General features: G+C 67.1%; 24 protein-coding genes. 13 read left to right on the top strand and 11 right to left on the bottom strand.

Features of this window, described 5'->3' with window-relative positions:
- Positions 1 to 48: 48 nt before the first annotated feature.
- Complete coding sequence (locus EXR94_02155) at positions 49 to 1,152, top strand: class A beta-lactamase-related serine hydrolase (protein MSR01534.1); 1,104 nt, start codon at positions 49 to 51, stop codon at positions 1,150 to 1,152.
- Positions 1,153 to 1,154: 2 nt separating this feature from the next.
- Here EXR94_02155 and EXR94_02160 read toward each other — a convergent pair whose 3' ends face one another.
- The 3 genes from EXR94_02160 to EXR94_02170 are packed head-to-tail and all read right to left on the bottom strand — an operon-like array spanning position 1,155 to position 3,252.
- Positions 1,155 to 2,591, bottom strand: a complete 1,437-nt coding sequence (locus tag EXR94_02160) for a D-glutamate deacylase (GenBank protein ID MSR01535.1) — start codon at positions 2,589 to 2,591, stop codon at positions 1,155 to 1,157.
- 20 nt (positions 2,592 to 2,611) lie between these two features.
- A complete protein-coding gene (locus EXR94_02165; protein ID MSR01536.1) occupies positions 2,612 to 2,932 on the bottom strand; it encodes a type II toxin-antitoxin system PemK/MazF family toxin in 321 nt (106 codons plus the stop codon).
- Positions 2,929 to 3,252: an AbrB/MazE/SpoVT family DNA-binding domain-containing protein gene (locus tag EXR94_02170; protein MSR01537.1), complete on the bottom strand. Its 324-nt coding sequence runs from the start codon at positions 3,250 to 3,252 to the stop codon at positions 2,929 to 2,931. Before EXR94_02170 ends, EXR94_02165 begins: the two co-directional genes overlap by 4 nt.
- 96 nt (positions 3,253 to 3,348) lie before the next feature.
- On the opposite strand from EXR94_02170, the gene EXR94_02175 reads away from it, so the two are divergent.
- From EXR94_02175 to EXR94_02195, 5 genes are read left to right on the top strand one after another with little or no spacing between them, the layout of a single operon-like run.
- Positions 3,349 to 4,554 (top strand): amine dehydrogenase, encoded by a 1,206-nt coding sequence (locus EXR94_02175; protein MSR01538.1) that lies wholly within the window; start codon positions 3,349 to 3,351, stop codon positions 4,552 to 4,554.
- A gap of 1 nt (position 4,555) precedes the next feature.
- Positions 4,556 to 5,095 (top strand): methylamine utilization protein MauE, encoded by a 540-nt coding sequence (locus EXR94_02180; protein MSR01539.1) that lies wholly within the window; start codon positions 4,556 to 4,558, stop codon positions 5,093 to 5,095.
- Positions 5,092 to 5,703, top strand: coding sequence for a redoxin domain-containing protein (locus tag EXR94_02185; GenBank protein MSR01540.1), 612 nt, complete (start codon positions 5,092 to 5,094; stop codon positions 5,701 to 5,703). The genes EXR94_02180 and EXR94_02185 overlap by 4 nt, the downstream gene beginning before the upstream one ends.
- Before the next feature lie 19 nt (positions 5,704 to 5,722).
- Positions 5,723 to 6,232, top strand: a complete 510-nt coding sequence (locus EXR94_02190) for a methylamine dehydrogenase (amicyanin) light chain (GenBank protein ID MSR01541.1) — start codon at positions 5,723 to 5,725, stop codon at positions 6,230 to 6,232.
- Positions 6,229 to 6,654 (top strand): cytochrome C, encoded by a 426-nt coding sequence (locus tag EXR94_02195; protein MSR01542.1) that lies wholly within the window; start codon positions 6,229 to 6,231, stop codon positions 6,652 to 6,654. The genes EXR94_02190 and EXR94_02195 overlap by 4 nt, the downstream gene beginning before the upstream one ends.
- A 113-nt stretch (positions 6,655 to 6,767) precedes the next feature.
- Here the strand turns inward: EXR94_02195 and EXR94_02200 are convergent, their stop codons facing one another.
- From EXR94_02200 to EXR94_02210, 3 genes are all read right to left on the bottom strand, one after another.
- Complete coding sequence (locus EXR94_02200; GenBank protein ID MSR01543.1) at positions 6,768 to 7,310, bottom strand: tryptophan-rich sensory protein; 543 nt, start codon at positions 7,308 to 7,310, stop codon at positions 6,768 to 6,770.
- Positions 7,244 to 7,627 (bottom strand): DUF2177 family protein, encoded by a 384-nt coding sequence (locus tag EXR94_02205; protein ID MSR01544.1) that lies wholly within the window; start codon positions 7,625 to 7,627, stop codon positions 7,244 to 7,246. The genes EXR94_02200 and EXR94_02205 overlap by 67 nt, the downstream gene beginning before the upstream one ends.
- 78 nt (positions 7,628 to 7,705) lie before the next feature.
- Positions 7,706 to 9,097, bottom strand: coding sequence for an amidohydrolase family protein (locus EXR94_02210; GenBank protein ID MSR01545.1), 1,392 nt, complete (start codon positions 9,095 to 9,097; stop codon positions 7,706 to 7,708).
- Positions 9,098 to 9,214: 117 nt separating this feature from the next.
- Here EXR94_02210 and EXR94_02215 point away from each other — a divergent pair, with 117 nt between their 5' ends.
- The 3 genes from EXR94_02215 to EXR94_02225 are packed head-to-tail and all read left to right on the top strand — an operon-like array spanning position 9,215 to position 12,431.
- Positions 9,215 to 10,867, top strand: a complete 1,653-nt coding sequence (locus EXR94_02215) for a serine hydrolase (protein MSR01546.1) — start codon at positions 9,215 to 9,217, stop codon at positions 10,865 to 10,867.
- Between the two features lie 38 nt (positions 10,868 to 10,905).
- Positions 10,906 to 11,691: an MBL fold metallo-hydrolase gene (locus tag EXR94_02220; GenBank protein ID MSR01547.1), complete on the top strand. Its 786-nt coding sequence runs from the start codon at positions 10,906 to 10,908 to the stop codon at positions 11,689 to 11,691.
- On the top strand, positions 11,688 to 12,431 hold the full coding sequence (locus EXR94_02225; GenBank protein ID MSR01548.1) for an SDR family oxidoreductase: 744 nt from the start codon (positions 11,688 to 11,690) through the stop codon (positions 12,429 to 12,431). The genes EXR94_02220 and EXR94_02225 overlap by 4 nt, the downstream gene beginning before the upstream one ends.
- On the opposite strand, the gene EXR94_02230 is transcribed toward EXR94_02225, so the two are convergent.
- The 3 genes from EXR94_02230 to EXR94_02240 all read right to left on the bottom strand — a co-directional run bounded on the left by EXR94_02230 (position 12,428) and on the right by EXR94_02240 (position 14,481).
- A complete protein-coding gene (locus EXR94_02230; protein ID MSR01549.1) occupies positions 12,428 to 12,709 on the bottom strand; it encodes a Uma2 family endonuclease in 282 nt (93 codons plus the stop codon). The two genes, EXR94_02225 and EXR94_02230, sit on opposite strands and share 4 nt — an antisense overlap.
- Entirely contained in the window at positions 12,657 to 12,902 is a 246-nt protein-coding gene (locus EXR94_02235) for a hypothetical protein (GenBank protein ID MSR01550.1), read from the bottom strand. The genes EXR94_02230 and EXR94_02235 overlap by 53 nt, the downstream gene beginning before the upstream one ends.
- A gap of 133 nt (positions 12,903 to 13,035) precedes the next feature.
- Positions 13,036 to 14,481, bottom strand: a complete 1,446-nt coding sequence (locus EXR94_02240) for an amidohydrolase (protein ID MSR01551.1) — start codon at positions 14,479 to 14,481, stop codon at positions 13,036 to 13,038.
- 101 nt (positions 14,482 to 14,582) lie between these two features.
- Between EXR94_02240 and EXR94_02245 the strand changes: the two genes are divergently transcribed.
- The 3 genes from EXR94_02245 to EXR94_02255 all read left to right on the top strand — a co-directional run bounded on the left by EXR94_02245 (position 14,583) and on the right by EXR94_02255 (position 17,867).
- Positions 14,583 to 16,349, top strand: coding sequence for a CocE/NonD family hydrolase (locus tag EXR94_02245; protein ID MSR01552.1), 1,767 nt, complete (start codon positions 14,583 to 14,585; stop codon positions 16,347 to 16,349).
- A complete protein-coding gene (locus EXR94_02250; GenBank protein ID MSR01553.1) occupies positions 16,346 to 17,263 on the top strand; it encodes a hypothetical protein in 918 nt (305 codons plus the stop codon). Before EXR94_02245 ends, EXR94_02250 begins: the two co-directional genes overlap by 4 nt.
- A 139-nt stretch (positions 17,264 to 17,402) precedes the next feature.
- On the top strand, positions 17,403 to 17,867 hold the full coding sequence (locus tag EXR94_02255; GenBank protein MSR01554.1) for a hypothetical protein: 465 nt from the start codon (positions 17,403 to 17,405) through the stop codon (positions 17,865 to 17,867).
- 16 nt (positions 17,868 to 17,883) lie between these two features.
- Here the strand turns inward: EXR94_02255 and EXR94_02260 are convergent, their stop codons facing one another.
- Positions 17,884 to 19,425, bottom strand: coding sequence for a serine hydrolase (locus EXR94_02260; GenBank protein MSR01555.1), 1,542 nt, complete (start codon positions 19,423 to 19,425; stop codon positions 17,884 to 17,886).
- Positions 19,426 to 19,462: 37 nt separating this feature from the next.
- A complete protein-coding gene (locus tag EXR94_02265; GenBank protein ID MSR01556.1) occupies positions 19,463 to 19,897 on the bottom strand; it encodes a hypothetical protein in 435 nt (144 codons plus the stop codon).
- 149 nt (positions 19,898 to 20,046) lie between these two features.
- On the opposite strand from EXR94_02265, the gene EXR94_02270 reads away from it, so the two are divergent.
- Entirely contained in the window at positions 20,047 to 20,772 is a 726-nt protein-coding gene (locus EXR94_02270; protein ID MSR01557.1) for an aquaporin family protein, read from the top strand.
- Positions 20,773 to 20,774 lie beyond the last annotated feature (2 nt).

Here is a 20,774-nt window from a genome sequence, read left to right on the forward strand (position 1 = left end):
CTTTACCAGGCCCCGTCGCCGAGCGGCCGGGGGCCGTTAGATTCGAGCATGATCGCGGTCCTGTTCGCCATCGCCACCGCGCAGGTGGCCCAACCCGATTCGATCGGGCCTCGCCTCCAGCACTTCGCCGACAGCCTCGTCGCGGCCCGGCCCAAATTGCCCGGCCTCATCCTGTATGTGAAGGATGGCCGTTCCGGCCGCCAATGGCGGATTGCCTCGGGGTGGTCGGATACGGCCCGCCGGGTCCGGCTCGATCCGGGCCAGCCCCTCCGGATCGCCAGCAACACTAAGACCTACGTGGCGGCGGCGGTGCTCCGACTGGTAGAACGGGGAACGCTCCAGCTATCGGATCCGCTCTCCCGCCATTTGCCGGCCGATCTGAACGCCATGCTGGTTGGCGACGGGTATGCCACCGATCGGATGACGATCGAACAGGTGTTGAGTCACCGGTCCGGGTTGAACGAACACCCGGCCGTGGCGTCTTACGCGGCCGTTGCCCTGGCGGCACCGAAGAAGCGGTGGACGCGGGAGGAACAGGTCCGGTGGTTGGTGGACAGCCTCCAGCCGGTCGGCGAGCCCGGTGAACGGTATCGCTACTCCGATACCGGTTACATCCTGCTCGGCGCGATCCTCGAGCGATATACCGGGAAGAACGTCGGTGTGGCGGTGCGGGAGTTGGTGGATTTCAAGAAGCTCGGGCTGGTCAGAACCTGGTTCGAAACCCTCGAGCCCGAACCGAACGGCGCGGGCCCCCGAGTGCACCAGTACATCGGCGGGTTTGACTCCTACGAATTGGATCCGTCGTTCGACCTCTACGGGGGCGGCGGAATCGACGCGCCCCTCGACGAAATGGGCGGATTCCTCGAGGAGCTGTTGTCCGGCCGGGTGTTCGCGCGGCCGGCCACGCTCGAGACCATGCTCAAGGCGCGGAGTCCCGATCGCGGCGGCTACGGACTCGGGATCTTCCAGGTCGATACGCTGGGCCACCATGGCTACGGGCACGCGGGATTCTGGGGGACGGTCGGATACTACTTCCCGGCGAGCCGTCTGACGGTTGCGGCGGCGGTCACCGAACAAACCGAGGGCCGGGTTGCCTATGCCGCCGTTCCCGCCGTGCTGGCGATCCTCTTTCCGAAGGCACCCCGGAGCTGAGCTTATGGCTTGATCGGGCGCCGAACGGCCAGGCCTGGTACCGCACCCGCCACCAACGCTTCGTCCCGCACCACGAACGTCCCGTTCACCACGACATGGACGATCCCCGTCGAGGCCACGGCGGGCTCGGCAAAGGTGGCCCGGTCGATCACCCGGGCTGGATCGAAGATCGTGAGGTCGGCGTCGGCGCCGACGTTGATCCGGCCCTTGTTCCGCATCTGGGGCACCGAGGCCTCGAGCCGCTGGGCCGGAAGCAGCGTCATCTTCCGGATCGCCTCCATTAGGCTCAAGGTCTTTTTCTCTCGGACGTAGCGGCCGAGCACCCGGGCGTAGGTACCCGCCCCACGAGGGTGAGCCCGTCCGTTCACGTAGGTCACCCCGTCGCTCGCGATCGCGACCAGCGGATGGGCCACCGCGAAGTCGACCGCCGTCTCGGGAATCACGTGGGCGATGATCGGTCCGCCCTCGGCCCGGCGGCGATAGAAACTCGCCGAGTCGAGCCGTTCGCCGGTAGCGACCCACTCGATGTCGCGATAATCCACGCCGAGCCGCTCGCGCCAACCCGGATCGAAGATCGCGGCACGGATGTCGGTCGAGGCGGCGGTATAGGGATAGACCTCGGTGCTGATGTCGACACCGTGCTTCCGGGCGCCCTCGATCATGGCGAGAATTTCGGGAACCTGGCCGATCCCACTGCTGCCGACGTGGACCATGTGGACCGGAGCCCCCGACACCGCCGCGGCCGCGATCAGCTCTTGGACCGCTTCGACGCTGCTCCCCGGCTCCTTGACCGAGGCAAACCGGTCGTGGACGAAGTTGACGACGCCCCGCTCCTCCGCCACCCGAAACATTCGAACGATCTCGCCGCGGGTGGTGCCCGGCAGGTATTGAATCCCGTAGCCGATACCTAACGCACCCTGGTCGACTCCCGCTCGAACCCGGGCGACGATCTGTTCGATCTCGTCGGGCCGGGCGTTCCGATAGACCACCCCGGGCCCGTTCGGCAGCGTGTCCCGGATCACCTCGCCGCGAGCGCCGCCGTGCGACATGGTGGCGCCGTAGTTGATCACCGCGCGGCCCTCCCGTTCCCGGTACCAGCCAGCGACGTCGTCCGCGCCGCCTTCGAGTTCGAGTGCCGTGGTGACGCCGTCTTGGGCTTGGAGCCGGCTGCTGAACGGGTCCTGCCCGTGGGCGTGGAGGTCGATGAAGCCGGGGGCGATCACGAGTCCTTTGACATCGACCGTCACCCGGCCGGCCAGCGGGCCGGCCGAGATCGCGGCGATCCGGCGTCCGGTGATCCCGATCGAGCGGATGGCGTCGAGCTTCGACGCCGGGTCGATGACCCGGCCGCCGGTGAGGACGAGGTCGTAGCGCGGCGGCTGGGCCTGGGTGGAGGCCGGCAGGGCCGCGAGAGCAAGGGCGACGAAAACAGGGCGCATCAGGGGTCCGTTGATTGGGGTTACTCGCCGTACATTTCCGTGATCAGCCGCCGGAGTGCTTGGGCCTCATCCGGCGACAGGCGCCCGGCCTTGGCGCCAAGCCGCGACTTGCTAATCGTCCTGATTTGATCGACCGCCACCTCCGCTTTTCGTCCCCCGACCCGGCACGGCAACCGAGTCCGCCAGGCCGGGCGCAACTGGGTCGTGAGGGGACAGATCGTGACGGTTTTGAGGACGGCGTTGAGGTCGTCGAGGCTCACCACGACCACTAGCCGAGTCTTGGACATTTCCGAACCCAGCACCGGATCGAGATTCGCCCAGCGGACGTCGTACCGCTTCACCGCGTCCGCCGCCGCGGGCCTTTCGCCGCCGGGCGTTCCGCGACTCGGGCCACCGGATCGTCCCACGGAACCGTATCGAGGCCGTCCATCGCGACGGCGTCCCAGCCCTCCCAGTCCTCCCCGGCCGCCGCCATGGCTTGCGCGGTCTCGGCCCAAGATAGTTTAGCCGGCCCGCCATGCAGCGGACGAAGCAGGATGCCGTCGCTTCGCTCCTCCATCACGACAGCCGCGTCGATCCGATACCGGGCCAGGGTGGCGGCCGGGATCCGGACCCCGCGGGAGTTGCCGATCCGATTCACCTTCAGCTCGACCGGTTTCATGTTATAACAGTAGCCACATTCGTGGGATCGGGCCAGCCGGTCTGCCCAAGGACTCAGCTCGGCTTGCGGGCCGGTTCCGACTCACGGTAACCTTAGATGAACCCCGTCCCGCTCCTCGGCTCGCAGTCAGGTATCCCCATGGGAACGTCTCCGTTGCCAGACATCCGTCGATCGGCCGTTGCCGGACTCATGGCCGCCGCCTTCGCCTCCGGACCGGTCGCGGCGCAGCTCAAGCCCGAACCGCTGACCACCGCCGCCTTGCCGGCCGCGAGCCCGCACTGGGTCTGGGTCAACGACATCGTCTTCCACCACATGGCCGACGGTAAGGCCTTCCTGATCGACGGCAACGCCGGAAAAATGCTCGGCATGCTGAGTACCGGCTTCGGCTTCACCGGGCTTAAGCTCGTCCCGGACGGTTCGGTGATCGTCTCGCCGGAGACGTACTTCTCGCGCGGAACCCGGGGAACCCGAACCGACGTCGTGACCCTCTACGACGCCAAGACGCTCAACTTCCAGGCCGAGATCGGGATCCCGGCCAAGCGGGCCGGCCAGCTCCCGATGACCTCGACGAGCGGGATCACCGACGACGGCCGGTTTCTCCTGGTGTACAATTTTACGCCGGCTCAGACCGTCTCGGTCGTCGACCTCAAGTCCCGGAAGTTCGTGGGCGAGGTGGACATCCCGGGTTGCGCCGAGGTGTACCCAACGGGCCCGCGAAGCTTTTTCTCGTTGTGCGGCGACGGCACCGCGTTCCAGGTCACGCTCGACGAGACCGGCAAGCCCGCGGCGCGGAGCCGCTCGGCCAAGTTCTTCGACGCGCTCAAGGACCCGGTCACCGAGAAGGGGATCCGGGACGGGAACACTTGGCTCTTCGCCACCTTCGCCGGTGACATGGTGCCGGTCGAGGCCACGGCGTCGGGCCTCAAGGCCCAGGCCCGCTGGCCCTTGAGCACCCCGGCCGAACGGCAGCAGAACTGGAAGCCCGGGGGCATGCAACACCTCGCGATCCATGCCAAGAGTCGCCGTCTCTACAGCTTGATGCACCAGGGCGGTCCCGACACCCATAAAGACCCGGGCGTCGAAGTCTGGGTTCACGATCTGGCGGCCGGCGGCAAGAAGGTCCAGCGGATCCCGCTCGAGAAGCCGCTCACCTCCATCGCGGCGACCAGTGATGCCAAGCCACTCCTCTTCGGGATCAACATCGGGATCCCGGAACTCCGGGTGTTCGACGCCATGAGCGGGAAGCTCCTCCGCACCGTGGCCGAGATCGGGTTTACACCGAGTACCTTGGTCACCCGCTGAAATGGAAATAGCCCTCGACCCCGCGGTCGGCTGGATCGTTGCCCTCTCACTCGGCCTTCTGCTCGGCGCGGCGGCGCTCCACAAGCTCCGCGAGCCGGCCCGGTTCCGGTCGGCACTGGCCGGATACCGGATCCTGCCGGAAGGGGCCCTCGGCCTGGCCGGCATCGTGGTGATCGGCACTGAACTCGGGAGCACCGTCCTGTTGGTGCTTCCCGCAACCCGGCCCCTTGGCGGCGGCCTCGCGGCGACACTGCTGGCCGGCTATGGCGCAGCCATCGCTCTCAACCTGCTCCGCGGCCGGACCCGAATCGACTGCGGCTGTCTCGGGTTCGGCACGAGCGAGAGAATCGCCTGGTGGATGGTGGGACGAAACGGCGTCCTGGCAGCGGCGGCCCTGGCCGTCCGGCTGCCGTCCGGCGCGCGAACGCTCGAGGGACTCGACTGGTTGACTGTAGCCGGAACGGTTGCGGCCATCGCGGCACTCTTCTCCGCCGCGAGCCGGCTCGCCTCGCTCCCATCGCTCCGGAGCGGGGCGGCATGAGTCCGGCCGGCTGGGTGGCAATCGGCGCGCTCTGGGTGGTGGTACTGGCCCTCGGCCTCACGGTGCTCGCGCTGGCGCGGCAAATCGGCGTGCTCCACGAGCGGCTCCAGCCGGTTGGCGCGCTGTCCTTGCAGAAGGGCCTCCAGGCTGGGGAGCCCGCACCGGAAATTTTGGTGGACACGCTCACGGGCCGTTCACTCCAGATCGGCGGGCGCCATGAGCGCGGGGCCGACACCTTGGTAATGTTCGTCTCGCCCACCTGCCCGATCTGCAAGACGCTCCTCCCCGCCCTCCGCGCCATTCGGCGGCGGGAAGCGCCTCGGGTGGAGGTGGTGCTCGCGAGCGACGGCCCGCGCGCCGAACACGAGGCGTTCGTCGCCGCGGAATCGCTGGACGAGTTCCCCTACGTGCTGTCCGAGCGGCTCGGTCTCGGATACGGGGCGGGACGGCTGCCCCACGCCGTGCTGCTCGACGCGGCGGGGACGGTCCGGGCAACCGGCTTGGTCAATTCCCGGGAACACCTCGACAGTCTCTTCGAGGCCAAGGATCGCGGGGTGGCGTCGCTCCAGGAGTTCCTCGAGCGGTCGGCGCGGCGCGAAGTCGCCTGAAAACAACGGAGATCTCGACATGGCTCGATACGACGACGTGGTCGAACGGTTGACCCGGCACCTGGCCCAAACGGTGTCGCGCCGGAGCGTGCTCCGGTCGTTAGGCGGCTTCCTGGCGGGCGCCGCGGCGGTGCCGCTGCTCCCGATTGCCCGGGGCGTCCGGCCGGCCGCCGGCGCCGCGGCCCCGGACGAGAGCTCGTGCGATTACTGGCGCTACTGTTCCATCGACGGCTTCCTCTGCGCCTGCTGCGGTGGTTCCGCCACCGCCTGCCCGCCGGGCACCGAAGCGGCGACGCTGACGTGGGTCGGCACCTGCCGGAATGCCTCCGACGGCCGGAACTACATCGTGTCGTACAACGACTGTTGCGGCAAGAGCTCCTGCGGGCGGTGCCTCTGCAACCGCAACGAGGGCGACCGCCCGCTGTACCAGCCGAGTCTGGCCAACGACTACAACTGGTGCGTGGGAAGCAAGAGCGGGTCGCCGTATCACTGCACCGTGTCCCGGATCGTGGGAGTCGCGCCCGAGTGAGGCGACGCGTGTGGCCAGCGGCGCTCGGGTGGCTGGCCGCGGCCTGCGCGCACCCCGCACCGAGCGGGGAACTCACGCTGGCCGAGCAGAACTACTTCATCCACTGCATGGGGTGCCACGGGGAAAACGGGGCCGGCCTCGAGGGCCAGGTCCCTGACCTCCGAAAGGACCTGGCCCGGCTCGCGGCGCTTCCCGGCGGGCGGGCCTACATCCTTCGGGTGCCGGGCGTGACCCAGACCAGCCTCGAACCAGAGCGCACGGCTGAGGTCCTGAACTACACCCTGCGCCAGTTCGGCGGTGCGGAGGTGGCCCGGCGGATCACGCCGTTCACCGCGGCGGAGGTGGCCGCGGCCCGGGCCATCCCGCTGCTGGAGATCTCCGCCACACGGGCCGGCGTGATCGAGGGCCGCGGGCTCCCGTAACCCAGGCCAATCAGTAGCGTTTCGCCGGGGCTTGGTCGGTTTGCTCCCCGGATGTCCCCGTTCAGGCGGAGTTGTTCAGCCTCCCAGGCTCGCTGTCCAACGCCCCTAGCCGGCTACCGATTGAGCCACCAAAAACCCCCGTTCAGGACGGTCGCGAACGCCACCCAGGCGAGATAGGGCGCCAACAACAATGCGGCCCCTCGTGACACCGCCGCGAACCGGCGCATGGTCACTCCGATCAGCACCAGCAGAACGACGATGTCGAACAGTGCGAGGAGCGGCTGCCTCAGGCCGAAGAACAGCCACGACCAGGCGAGATTGAGGCCCAGCTGAACCCCGAAGACCATCAAGGTGCTCCGCACCTCGGGCCGCGAAAACCCCTGTCGCCAAACGAGCCAGCTGGCCACTCCCATCATCAGGTAGAGCGTGGTCCACACCGGGCCGAACACCCAGGAGGGCGGCGCGAAGGACGGCCGCACCAAGGCGGGATACCAGGTGCGGACGGAGTCCATCGTGGCGAACGATCCCAATCCGCCCCCCACCAGCGGCAGCAGCACGGCCAGGATCAAGACCACGATGCCGCGCAGCTTCACGCCCAGGCCCTCGCGCCCAGCACCACCGCGGCGCTGACCGTCGCCGACAGGACGGCCCCCCATGCCAAGTCCACCACGGCAACCGTGACCGGGAAGTCCCGCAGCAGCGCCAGGGCGGTCAGGTCGAACGCGGCGTAGGCGGCGAGACCAAAGAACGCGCCATAGGCGACGGCGCGACCCACGGATTGCCGCTCCACCGCCGGCGCCGCCACGAACACGACCAGCGCCGCGACGAAGATGAGGTAGAAGAGCACCGCGGGAAGCCATTGAACGTTCGGGCGCATGAGGTGGCCGATCTGGTGCTGATAGAAGTTCTTGGCCACCAGGCCGATCCACAGCAGATCGAGGGCGAAGAACGTCACCACCCCAACCCCGTACATTTTGAGGAAGCTCGAGACCGTCACGTCAACACCGTCTGGCCCCTCGGGGCCGGTTGAGATGGGAAACCGCGTGACACATCAGTAGCGTTTCGCCGGGGCTTGGTCGGTCCGGCTCCGCTTCGGCATCAGGGCCGTCCCGCCCTGCACCACAATCTCCCCGTCCCGAATGACCCATTCGACCCGAGTCAGATCGTCGAGGTTGGTGTCGGGGTTCCCCCGAACCACCAGGACATCGGCCAGCTTCCCCACTTCCACGGTCCCGAGCTTGTCGTCCATGTCGAGCAGCATCGCATTGGTCTTGGTGGCAATGCCAAGCACCTCGGGAATCGAGAAGCCGACCGAGACGAGGTTCTTGAGTTCGATCAGGTACGGCGCGGGCAGCCGCCGGTACCAGTCAGTCACCAGGTCCGTCCCGACGCCTAACGTGATCCCGGCCTTCTTGAGTCGGCGAAGCACGCCGAGATTCGCGTCTTTGCCGAAGGTGAACCGGCGCGACGTCGACCCGAAGTAACCGCCGTCGTCATCGAAGATGTACATGTAGGGCACGAGCGTCGGATCGGAGGCGACGCCCTTGGCGGCCATTTTCTGGATCACTTCGTCCGTGCGCGGGAGCGGGTGCTCGATCATGTCGACCCCGGCGTCGACCGCCCAGTCGATGTAGAACGTCTCGCAATCGCAGGTGATCTTGAGGCCGAGCGCGTGGGCTTCCTCCACCGCGGCCTTGATTTCGTCGCGGCTGAAGTGACTGGTCACCTTGATGAAGTCCGCGCCTTTGTCGAATTGTTCGCGGACCGCCTTCCGCCAATCGTCCGCGCCGCTCGCAATCCGGAAATTCCCGTGGTCCGGGGTCGACCCCAACCCCTCGGCGCTATGGCCGCCCGGCCCGGTGATCAGCCGTCCGGCGGCAAAGATCCGCGGTCCGGTCAGCCGATGGTCGGACACCCAGGCCCGGAGGCGGAAGATGCCGTCGAGCGACCCGACGTCGCGGGTCGTGGTAATCCCGCTCTCGATATAGAACCGCATCCGCTCCATCCCGCGGAGCATCCCGTCGGCCATGTCATCCACCAGCGGAGGCGGGATCGTCGCGATCTGGCCGTCGGTCAGGTGGGTGTGGAGATCGATCAGTCCGGGCATCACCGTCATGCCCTTGACGTCGATGATCCGGGCGCCGGCCGGCCAGTTGGTGACACCCGGCGCCGAGACCCGGGTGATTTTGTTCCGCTCGATCACCACGTTCATCTCGCGGGCGGGCGCGCCGGTGCCGTCGAAGACCCGCCCGCCGGTCAAGACGATCGAGCCGTCGGGGCCCCGCGGCGCATTCCCGACCAGCACCCGTCTCGGGTCGTCGGTGGTTTGGCTGGTGGGGGCCAGAAAACGGCGTCGATCGGCGGCTCGGTCCTGGGCCACCAACGGCAGCGCCGCCAGCACCAGAAGGCCGGCGACCGCTGACAATCGGGCGAAGAACAGCATGGATTCCTCAGATTCGGTATCGGCCTATTCTACACCCGCGGTGCAGTAACGGCGAGCGGAATCCCGCGCTATGTTTCAAAGGATTCGTCAGACCACCCTTCGCCGGAGCACCCCCCGATGACCAAAACCCGCCGGTCCACCAGGCTCTGGGCGGCATTGTCGGTGACCGCGCTGCCCCTGGCAGCGCAGACCCCGGCGGCCGTGCTCGACAGCACCTTCGCCCAGTGGGGCAGTACTCACGGGCCGGGTTGCACGGTCGGCGTCGACTTCGCCGGCACCCGGACCACCCGGGCGTACGGCATGGCCAACCTTGAATCCGGGGTTCCGCTCCGCCCCGGCTCAGTCCTCGAGTCCGGCTCGGTGGCCAAACAGTTCACCTCGGCGGCCGTGGCCTTGCTGGCGCTCCGGGGCCGCCTCTCGCTCGATGACGACATCCGCCGTCAGCTGCCCGAGGTGCCCAACTTCGGCACGCCGATTACGATCCGCAACTTGCTGCAACACACCAGCGGGCTCCGCGACCAGTGGGCCCTGCTGTCCATCCAGGGGTTTCCGCCCGGAACCGAAGTGCACACGCTGGCCCGGATCCTCGACCTCGTGCAGCACCAGCAGCGGCTCAATTTCTCCCCGGGCAGCGAATACCTCTACAGCAACACCGGCTACGCGCTCGCGGCGATCATCGTCCAACGGGTATCGGGCAAATCCCTCGCCGACTTCTCGCGCGACGAGTTGTTCACGCCCCTCGGCATGACCCGAACCGAGTGGCGGGCCGACTATCGGAAGGTGGTGGCCGACCGAGCCACGGCGTACGCCCCCACCGGCGGCGGGTGGCTCCAGGACATGCCGTTTACCAATGTCCACGGTAACGGCGGCCTCCTCACCACCGTGGACGACCTGCTCCGATGGAACGAGGCGCTTACCAAAGGCACCATCCCCGGCGGCGCGGCGCTGGTGGCCCTGCTCGAAACCCCGGGCAAGCTCACCGACGGTTCGCCGATCGGCTACGGGCTCGGGCTCAGCATCGGAACCTTCCACGGCCTTCGGGCCGTCAACCACGGCGGCGCCACGGCGGGGTACCGGACGTTTCTCGCGCGCTGGCCGACCCGCGACCTCTCCGTCGCGGTGTTGTGCAATGCCGCAAGTGCCGATGCCGGCGGAGCCGCCAGCCGGATCGCGATCCGGCTCCTCGGACTCCCCGCCGTCGAGGCGCCACCGGGCCCGGCGGTGGCGATCGAGGCCGCCGAACTGCCGGCCATGGCCGGCGTCTACCGAGACTCGACCTCCGACCAAACCGTCACCTTCCGGGTTGCCGACGGCGGGCTGACCGCGAGCAACGGCGGCCCCCAGGCGTCGCTGGTCCATCTGGGCAACGGGCGGTTCTGGCATGCGGCGGCCGGCGAATTCCGGTTCGAGCGCCAGGGGGATCGATGGGAAGTGGTCCAGTACGCTGATGCGTGGCGGCGCTTCCGCTTGGAGCCGGCCGGAGGGGCCGCCGCCCCGCTCACCGATTACGCCGGGGAATATCGGAGCCCGGAATTGGAAGTGACCTACCGGATCGAGGCAGAGGGCCGGTCCCTCCTGCTCCGGTCTCGCCCGGACGATCGAGAGTCCTTTCAGCCGGCCTACCGCGACGGCTTTCGGAATGGCGGGCAAACCCTGCGCTTCATGCGTGACCAGAAAGGCCGGGTCACCGGCTTTCGGATGTTTGCGGGCCGAGCCCGCGATGTCCGGTTCGAACGTGCTCCGATCACTGCCACCAGAGACCCGAGGTAGTCCATGTCACCGAAATCCGATATCGGGAGCGTCCTGCTGTGCACGGCCCTCGCCGTGCTTTTCCCCGGTTTGGCCGGGGTCGCGTCGGCCCAGAACCTCGTTCGGTCCAGATTACCACCGAGCGGCTGGCACCCGGGATGTATGTCCTCTTCGGCGAGGGGGGCAACATCGGCCTCGCGGTGGGGCCCGATGCCGTGTTCGTGGTCGACGATCAATTCGCGCCGCTCACCCCGAAGATCCTCGCGGCCATCGCCACGATTACCGACAAACCGGTCCGCTTCCTCGTCAACACCCACTGGCACTTCGATCATTCCGGCGGCAACGAGAACATGGCGAAGGCCGGCGCGCTCCCGGTCGTGACCTTCAATGACGTCCTGACCTTCCATCTCAACGGCGGGGAGATCACCGCGATCCACCTGGCGGCGGCCCACACCGACGGTGATGCCGCGATCTACTTTCGAGGCCCCAATGTCGTGCACATGGGCGACGTCTATGTTCGGTACGGGTTCCCATTCATCGGCCTGTCGAGCGGGGGGTCCCTCAGCGGGATGATCACAGCCGTCGACATGATGTTCGGGATCATCAACGACAGCACCAAGATCATCCCGGGCCACGGCAAAGTCGCCAATCGGGCCAACCTCCGCGCCTACCGCGACGTGCTCGCGACGATCCACGAACGGGTCCGGAAGCAGGCCGCGGCCGGAGCCAGTCTCGACCGGATCATCGCATCAAAGCCGACCCGGGAGTTCGACGCCACCTGGGCTGGGTTCATCAAAGCGGATGATTTCGTTCGGTTTGCGTATGCGGGCGTGCCGCACCGCTGATCACCGGGGCCAGCAGTGGCATCGGATTCGCCACCGCCAAGGCGTTTTCGGCCAAGGGCGTGAGCGTGGTCCTCGGCGCCCGCCGCGAGGAGGAGTTGGCCGCGCTCGCCGCCGAGATCAAGGCAAGCGGGGGGCAGGCTGCCTACCTCAAGACGGACGTCTCCATCGCGAGCGACGTGGAACGGTTGGTTGATCACGCGGTTCAGACCTTCGGGCGCCTCGATTTCGGCATCAACAACGCCGGCATCGAGGGCGCCTTCGCCCCGATCGTCGATTTCGACGAAGCCGCGTGGGATCAGGTCATGGGCATCAACCTGAAGGGCACCTTCCTCGGCGTGAAGTACGAGGCGAGGGCCATCCTGAAAAGCGGGCGGGGCGGCGCCATCGTCAACGTCGGCTCGGTCAACTCATTCCTCGGGTTTGGAGGCGGAACCGGCTACGCGACGTCGAAGCACGGCCAGGTCGGACTCACCACGAGCGCATCCGCCGAACTCGCGCCCCAAGGAATCCGGGTCAACCTCGTCTGTCCTGGGCTGATCGATACGCCAATGCATCACCGGATCCGGGGAGTGGCCAGCGATGAGCTAGTTGACACCATGATTCAGGGGCGGGTTCATCTGAAGCGGGTCGGCCGACCAGAGGAGATTGCCGCCTCGATCGTCTTCCTCTGCTCCGACGACGCGAGCTATATCACCGGCACCACCCTGACGCCCGACGGCGGCTTCACCATGACGCTCTAGAGCGAGGTGTGCTCGGCCCAGACCTCGTTCATATAGGCCGACACGTCGATGGTCAATCCCTCCACGGCGCCCACGGGGTGCCAGCGAAGCCGGGCGTCCAGGTCGACCACCCAATAGGCAAGGACACCGGAGCGCTGATACCGGCGCCGTTTGGTGATTCGGTCAAACCGGGCGGTGGACGGCGAAACCACTTCGGCAATCAGAATCGGGGGCACGACGAACAGATCAGGCTGAACCAACTGGCCGGCCCGAAGATCGAGGTCCGCCGGGGATAGAATGACGGTGCCAAGACTGTGGCCGGACGTACGGGTCGAGTAAGAAGAGGAGGCGTTTCACCCCGGTTTGGTGAACCCAGCGCGGAGCCGGGCTCACCAGCAACTCCCCGTCAACCAGTTCGTACCGGTTGCCGTCGTCGGGAAGCGCGAGAACCTGCTCGCGGGTCCATGTCTTGGCGAGATTCGGCATGCCCATACGGTACGCTCGGCGGTCGGGGTGAGGCAAGTGGAGCCCATGGCACCAACCTGGCACCAGCCATGGCCGCACCGGTAACCCACTCGCCGCCGGCATTACCGAATCAGCGCAATCCAGTGGGGTGCTCCGCGGCCTATCGGATCCCGACCTGCCCCTTCACCGCCGCAATCAACTTGGCCGAGTCGTAGCCGACTCCGTCCTTGAAAACCGTAACCGTGCGGTAGATCGCGGCCGGGTTCGCCGCCAAGTCACCCTGCATGACTACGAGGTCGGCCAGTTTGCCGGCTTCGACGGTTCCGAGTTCGGCCAGCAGGCCGAGGACCTTGGCGCCATTCCCGGTCATGATCTGCACGGCCTCCGGCACGGTGAAACCCGCCCCGATCAAGAGCTCGAGATTCCGCTGGTTGCCGAATCCGGCGATCGCCCCGAACGCGGGATCGACGCCCGCCGCGAGCACCCCGCCCGCCCGGACGAACGCCAGCTCGTACTGCTGCGATTTCGGATAGATCTCCCGCATCTTCGGATAGATCTCGCCGATCGGATTCGGCAAGTCGAGCTGGCGGCGGCGCGCCTGCTCCAGCTCGGCGATCCACGGCGCCATGGCCTCGAGGGTCCGGGCGTCCGGCCCCGGCCGGTTCGGCACCAGTTGCTCATTGACCGCCGTGGTCGTCATCGGCACGCCCCGGGCAATCATCCGCCGGAACGTTTCGGCAATCCGCGGGTCTTTCATGTCGAGCCGGCCCAGGGTCTCGAAGTGGGTCGCCGGGCAGCGACCGGGCTGCTTGCTCGGATCGTAATCCGAGTTGGTCCGAAGGCCATGCTCGATGTTGTCGATGCCCAGCTCAACCGCTTCGGTGAAGCTGATCGAGCAGAGATGGCCGGTGACCTTCATTCGGTTGCGGTGGGCCTCATCGACCACCGCGCGGAAGATCTCCGGCGAAATCTGGGTGTACACCTTGATCCATTCGGCCCCCTCTTCGGCCCAGGTCTTCACCACCCGGCGAGCCGCCGCTTCATCCGCGAGCGCGTGCATGCCGAGCAGGTCGAGGCGGGGGTCCATGGCGCTGGAAATAAGATACGGCCCGGTCACGTGCATCCGGGGCCCCGGCACCTCGCCCCGGTCGATCCCGCCCTTCAAATTGAGCTCGGCGTACGGCGAGAAGCTGCCCGTCGTTCGAACCGTGGTGACGCCGCTCGCCAAATAGAGCCGGGGAAACGAAAAGTTCGACTGAATCTCGCTGCCACCGGGCGTGGTGTAGAACATGTGGTCGTGCATCCCGATCAGCCCGGGAATGACGGTGTGGCCGGGGAGGTCGAGCACTCGCGCTCCGGGGGGAACGGCCACCGAACCGACGGCGCCAACCGCCTGAATCCGGTTACCCGACATGACAATCGTCTGGCCGGGTTTCGGCGGCCGGCCGGTCCCGTCGATGATGGTGACGTTGGTGAGCGCCACGACCGGAGCGTCGACGGCAACGTACTGGCTAGCAACGGAGCCAACCGCCGGACGCTGGGCACCAAGCGCGGCCGGACTCAGCAGGAACACCGCGACCCCAAAGAACAACGTTCGCATGGTCATTCGCCTCGCCAGTCAGAGTCAATTTGGTTGGAGAACTCTACCAGCAATCGAACCGCGAGTCCACGGCTTGCGGTTCGTGGTCCGGACGACCACCGTTCACCATGCCCCGCGCCGCCCTGATTTCCCTTCCGGTCTACCTCCTCCTCGTGGGTTCGATGCCGTCGGGCAGGGCTTCGGCCCAACCGAGCGGTCCGGACGACCCGGGACGCTATCGAATCCGGCGGGAATTCGCAGTGCGGGTCAGCACAGCGGACGGCGTCGCGCTCGTCACCGACGTCTATCGACCCGAGACCCCAAAGCGGGTCCCGGCGCTGCTGGTCCGAACCCCGTACATGCGAACCGGATTGTCGAGCTACCAGCAGGGCCACTACTGGGCCTCGCGCGGATACGCCTATGTCGTCCAGGACGTCCGGGGCCGAGGCGATTCCGAGGGCCGGTTCGAACCGCTGGTCAACGAGGGGCGGGACGGCTACCGGGCCCAGAGCTGGATCGCCCGCCAGCCCTGGTCCGACGGCCAAGTCGGCACTCTGGGCGGCTCGTACTCGGGATGGACCCAGGTGTTCCCGGCCATCCTCAACAATCCCGCCCTCAAAGCGATGATCCCGATGGTCACGCCCTCCGATCCCGGGGGCTTCTGGCCGATGCGCCACGGCGGAATTTCCTTCGGGATGCTCGAATGGGCCATGGTCGTCGAAGGCCGGACCGTCCGAAGTTTCCCTGATGACGAGTCCGAGCTCACGGACGCGTACCGAAGCCTGCCGTTGCAAACCATCGACGAGAAGATCGGCGCCCGGTCGGCAACCTGGCGGAGCTATCTCCGGAACCTCGAGAATCCCGAGTTTTGGAAGCCGCGGAGCTACCAGCACCGATTGCCGGAGTCCCGAGTCCCGATGTTCCATGTCACCGGCTGGTACGACGGCACTCTCGGCGGCAGCCTCGAGAACTTCGCCGCCATGCGGACCCGCGCCACTCCCAACACCCGCGAGAACCAGTACCTGATGGTCGGCCCCTGGCGCCATTGGGTCGATTCGGACGCCCGGGCCAGCACGATCGGGGGCATGGACTTTGGGCCTGGGGCGGTCGTCGACACCCGGCGGCTCTATCAACTCTGGTTCGATCGCTATCTCAAGCACGAATCCAACGAAGTCGCCGGCTGGCCCCACGTTAGGCTCTTTGTCCTGGGCGAGAATCGCTGGATCGGTGGAGACGACTGGCCACTCCCCGGCACCCGATTCGTTCCGTACTACCTCCGAGGCGCCGGCTGGCTGGCCCCGGACCCCCTCCCCCCAGGCGAAGGGTCGAGCCGCTACGACTACGATCCCAAGGACCCGACCCCGTTCTTCTGGTCGAGGAACGTCGACTCGGGCGGTCCGGACGACTATCGCAGCGTCGAGAGCCGGTCCGACGTGCTCACCTACACGATGGAATCACCGGCCGAGAAACTCACCGTGTGCGGGCCGATCACGGCGACGGTCGTTGCGAGTTCGTCGGCCAAGGATACCGACTGGGTCGCCCGGCTCACCCTGGTCCGGGCTGACGGCTATTCCCAGCGCCTCACCGAGGGCTGGGTCCGAGCCCGGGCCCGCCGCGGCAACTTTCGGAACGATCCGTTGACGCCGGGCAAACCGGAGACCTACCAGATCGATATGTGGGGTACCTGCGTCGCGGTCCGTCCCGGCGAGCGGCTCCGACTCGCGATCATGTCGGGGGCGTATCCTCTGCTCACCCGGAACCTCAACACCGGCGGCGACCTCGGCCTCGAAACCGAACCCGTGGTCGCCCACCAGACCGTCTATCACGAAGTCGGCCGGCTCTCATTCGTGACCCTGCCGATCGTCGACCGGGCCCGGGGAATCGAGACCCCATGATCCCCTCCGCGCTGATCCTGCTCGGACTCCTCGAGCCCGGATCCGATTCCGTCCTGGCCCGGACTAAGCAGGTCGCCGCCAAGCACGCCGACACCAGCGCCGCCCGAGCCCAAGGATTCGGCCCCCTGCAGATCGGGCGGATCGCCGACCTGACGCCGTTCCAGGGACAACACTGGCTCCACCGGTGGCGGGTGTTCAGCGGCTCACCCGACCTCGCAAGCCCGAGCTTCGTGATGTTCGCGCCGGTCGACGGCGTCTGGCGCCCGGCCGGCTTGGCCTATACCCGGCGAATGACGCGGGGCGCCCGGTTGCCGGACGACCTGGCCGGCACCAAGGCGCCCTGGCATCTCCATCAGCCCTGCGCCGTGGTCCCCGGTGAAGGCGAAGCGCTCGCGGACGGTGAGGCCGATTGTCTCGCCCGCGGCGGCGCCCCGCGGCAACCCGAAATCACCATGGTCCACGCCTGGACGATCCCAAATCCGGAAGGGCCGTTCGCGCACGACAACGTGGCTTTGCCCTACTGGGTCACCGGGCTCAAACTTCCCGTTGCGGCCGATCTCTCGACGCCGAGCCGGGCCCGTCGTACCCGGGCGCTCGGCCTCGCCCTCGGCGAATCGTTCGGCGCGATTATGCCCTACGCCCGCCTGGTCGAGGCGGCCACCACCTTGCCGGGGCTCGCCGATTCACTCGCCGTGCACCGCGCCGCCATCCGAGCATTGGTGCCCAAACTTCGAACCGCCGACCAGTCCGGCAATCGAGCCGCCCGAAATGCCCTGGCCGACCAGTTGATCGGCGAGTTGGACGCGCTTCGGCGGTGGTATGCGGCCGGCGCGCCAAGTCCGGCCATCAAGTCGCAGCTTGAACGTCAGTACGGGCGGGCGCTCGGCGAAGCGCCCGGTCACCACATGCACTAGCTAAACCGGGGGGCCGACGAAGTCTATGAACCAAGCAACGGGCGTCTCGCGCCGACTGGAAGCATGACCGTGGCCCGGGAAAGTCATGCGGCGGTGCGGCTCCAGGACGGCCGGGTCCTGATCGTGGGCGGCCATCACCTTGTACACCTCGGCCGAGACCTATGATCCGGCCTCCGGCACCTTCCGTCACGTGGGCGACATGCTGGCCCGGCGTCACAAACACGACGTCGGGCTGCTTCGCGATGGTCGGGTGCTGATTACCGGGGGAGCTGACGAGCGCGACAGGGGGGGCTACCGAACCACAGCACTATTCGAGCCCCGAACCGGCGTCTTCACGGCCGGCCCGGATCTGCAGCGCCCCCGGTACAAACACCAAGGCACCGGGGTGCTATTGCCGAATGGCCAGGTGCTGTTGGCGGGTGGCGCACCGGACGCGGAGACCTACGAACCGGGCAGTCGGACCTTCACGATCGTGGTCGGCGACGTCCGGATGGCCGGCCAGTTCTCGGCGGTGGCCCCGCTCAAAGGCGGCGGGGCGCTGGTCACCGGCGGTTACGGAAACGGGACCGGCCCACGGGCGGCGGCCTGGGTGTTCCGCCCGTGAGCCCTGGAACCCCTGCCTAACGGGAGTCCGCTTTCCTGGTAAATACCGTGCCCTCCGCATAGGGCGTCGCGAAGGGCGGCCCCCGCATTTCGAGCGCGGCCACCTTCGCGTTCGGATCGACCCGGAAGATCGCGAAGCTGTTGATCTCCGGGGTCCGATTCGTGTTCCAGATCACCCCGTGGGTATCGAGGTGCCAGTGCTCGAGCTTGGCCGATTGCTCGGCGCTCCGCTTGAGGACCAATCCGCCGCCCTCCTGCTCGATCCGAAGCTCCCCGTAGAAGGGATTGTCGTAGACCCCGACGTACCGGTCGAGCGCCAACGACGGCTTGGTGCCCGTCACCCGCTGGGACACCAAGGTGGCGCGAATCGAATCGCTCAGCTGCCGCTGCTGCTTGGCCTGGGTCAGGTAGAGCCCGCTCCAGTCGCGGTCCGGGGCCCCGATGAACCGGTCGAGGATCTTGAACGGGAGCGCGTTCTGGAGATTCTGCCCGTCGGTGTTGGTGAGCACTACGACCCCGACGTCGGCTTCCGGAAGCCACGCCATCTGGGACAACATCCCGTCGATCCCGCCGCCGTGGGACACCAGCAGCTTCCCGTAGTAGTCACGAAGCCAGAGGCCGAGGCCGTAGGTGTCGAAGTGAACCATCGGGAGGAGCGTGTCGCGGCCTGAGCTCGCGATCATCTGCGAGGTCTCCATCTGGTCCTGGAATCGCTTGCTGAGGAGTTGCTTGCCCCCGTACCGCCCATCGCGGAGATGGAACCGGAGGTACTGCCCCATCTCGGCGACGTTGGAGTAGATCGAACCGGCCGGGGCCACATTGTCGAGGTTCCGGTGGTTGATCGGGACCGGCTTACCATCGACCAGCGCGTGCGGCCGGGCGACGTCGGGGCCGGTCAGTTCTTTGGTGCTCGTCACGCTGGTCGTCATGCCGAGCGGGGTGAAGATCCGCTGCCGAACGAAGGAGTCCCAGGTCGTGCCGGCCACCTTGCCAGCGATTTGGCCCGCGGCAAGGAAATTGATGTTGTTGTAGCCGAAGGTCGAGCGGAAACTGGTGGCCGGCGGCTGTTGCAGGGTCCGGCGGAGAATCTCGTCCCGCCCAAAGCCACTTCCCATCCAGACCGCATCACCCCGGAAATAGCCGCTCCGGTGGGTGACCAGATCGCGGATCGTCAACTCCCGGGTGATGTAGGGATCGGACATCGCAAAGTCCGGGAGGTACTTCATCATCTTGTCGTCGAGGCTCAACTTCTTCTCGTCCTGCAACATCCCGAGGGCCACAACCGTGAACGACTTCGAATTGGAGCCGATGGCAAACAGGGTCCGGGCGTCGACCTGGTCCGGCTTGCCGACTTCGCGGACGCCGAAGCCCTTGGCGTAGATCACCGAATCGCCCTTGACGATGGCCACGGCGAGGCCGGCCACCCCCCAATCTTGTCGCGCCTTGTCGATATAAGCGTCGAGGCCGCGAAGGGGGTCGGGTTGCTGGGCGGCGGCCGGCGCGGCCGACACGAGGAGCAACGCCACCGTGGCGGCAGAGAATCTGAAGGGGATCGGCATGGTCAGGTCCTGGTTTGGGCGAGTGTTGATCGGTAACTTAGACCCGCTCGTCGTCAGCGCGCCAGTTCTTCACGGCGCGCTTGATGTCGGTGGGCTTGGCAAATTCACCCGCCAAGGTCCGGCGGACGAGGTCGGCAAGCTCGCCATCCGACGCAAACCGAAGGGCGACGAACTGCGGCAGCCGCAGTTCACTCAGGCGGCCCTTGAGGTCGTCCGGCAGCACGCGGTTCATCCGCTCCCGTTCCTCCGCTCGGATCACCCGATCCTGGGCCTTGACCGCAAACACCCTGGCAAAGAACGCGGTCAGGAACAACGCCACCGCCGAGACGACCTGCACCGCGGACGCCAGCGAGAAGGCCGTCACCAGCTGTCGTACCGACCAGACCAGCACGATGAAGATCAGCAGGAACAGTCCCCGGTGAAACAGGGGCACCATCTTGGAGTGATTGGAGAAATTCTGCGGCTCGGCCATCGGATACCCCAGGGCAATGGATACAGGACAGGGAATACAGGTATTTACGCCTGAACCCTCCTGGCGGCAATCCCCGGGTGGAGGCCATTGGCGCGGAGCCCGGGTTGGCGCTACCTCTAGTCACCCTTTCCCCAACCGGTCACCTCTTGATGCATCCAGTTTTTGCGGAAGCAGTCGGCACGATGATCCTCGTGCTCCTTGGCAACGGCGTCGTGGCCAACGTGGTACTCCAGAAAACCAAGGGCCAGAACAGCGGCTGGATCGTGATCACGGCCGGCTGGGCGGCGGCGGTGACCGTCGCGGTCTATCTCGTGGGTTCGATCAGCGGCGCCCACCTCAATCCGGCCGTGACCGTCGCGCTCGCCGCGCTCGGCCGGTTTCCGTGGGATCAGGTCCCCCTCTATGTCGGCGCCCAGATCGTCGGGGCGTTCGTCGGCGCGGTGCTGGTGTGGCTGGCCTACCTGCCCCATTGGGCCGCCACCGACAATGCCGCCGACAAGCTCGCGGTGTTCAGCACCGGACCCGCCATCCGGCACCAGGGGGCCAACTTCGCGGCGGAAGTGATCGCCACCTTCGTGCTGATGCTCGGGCTCCTCGCCATCATGCGACCCGAGAACCTGGTGCCGAACACCGGGTTCGACAAAGGCTTCTCGCCGTTCTTGGTGGGGCTCCTGGTGGCGTCCGTCGGGATGTCGCTGGGCGGCGCCACCGGCTACGCCATCAACCCGGCCCGCGACCTGGGCCCCCGGATCGCCCACGCCCTGCTCCCGATTCCCGGCAAGGGCTCGAGCGACTGGGGCTACGCCTGGATCCCGATCGCCGGCCCGATCGTCGGCGCGGTGCTTGGTGCCGTGTTCTTCAATCTCCACTGGTGAAC

The organism is Gemmatimonadota bacterium, assembly GCA_009692115.1.
GTDB lineage: Bacteria > Gemmatimonadota > Gemmatimonadetes > Gemmatimonadales > GWC2-71-9 > SHZU01.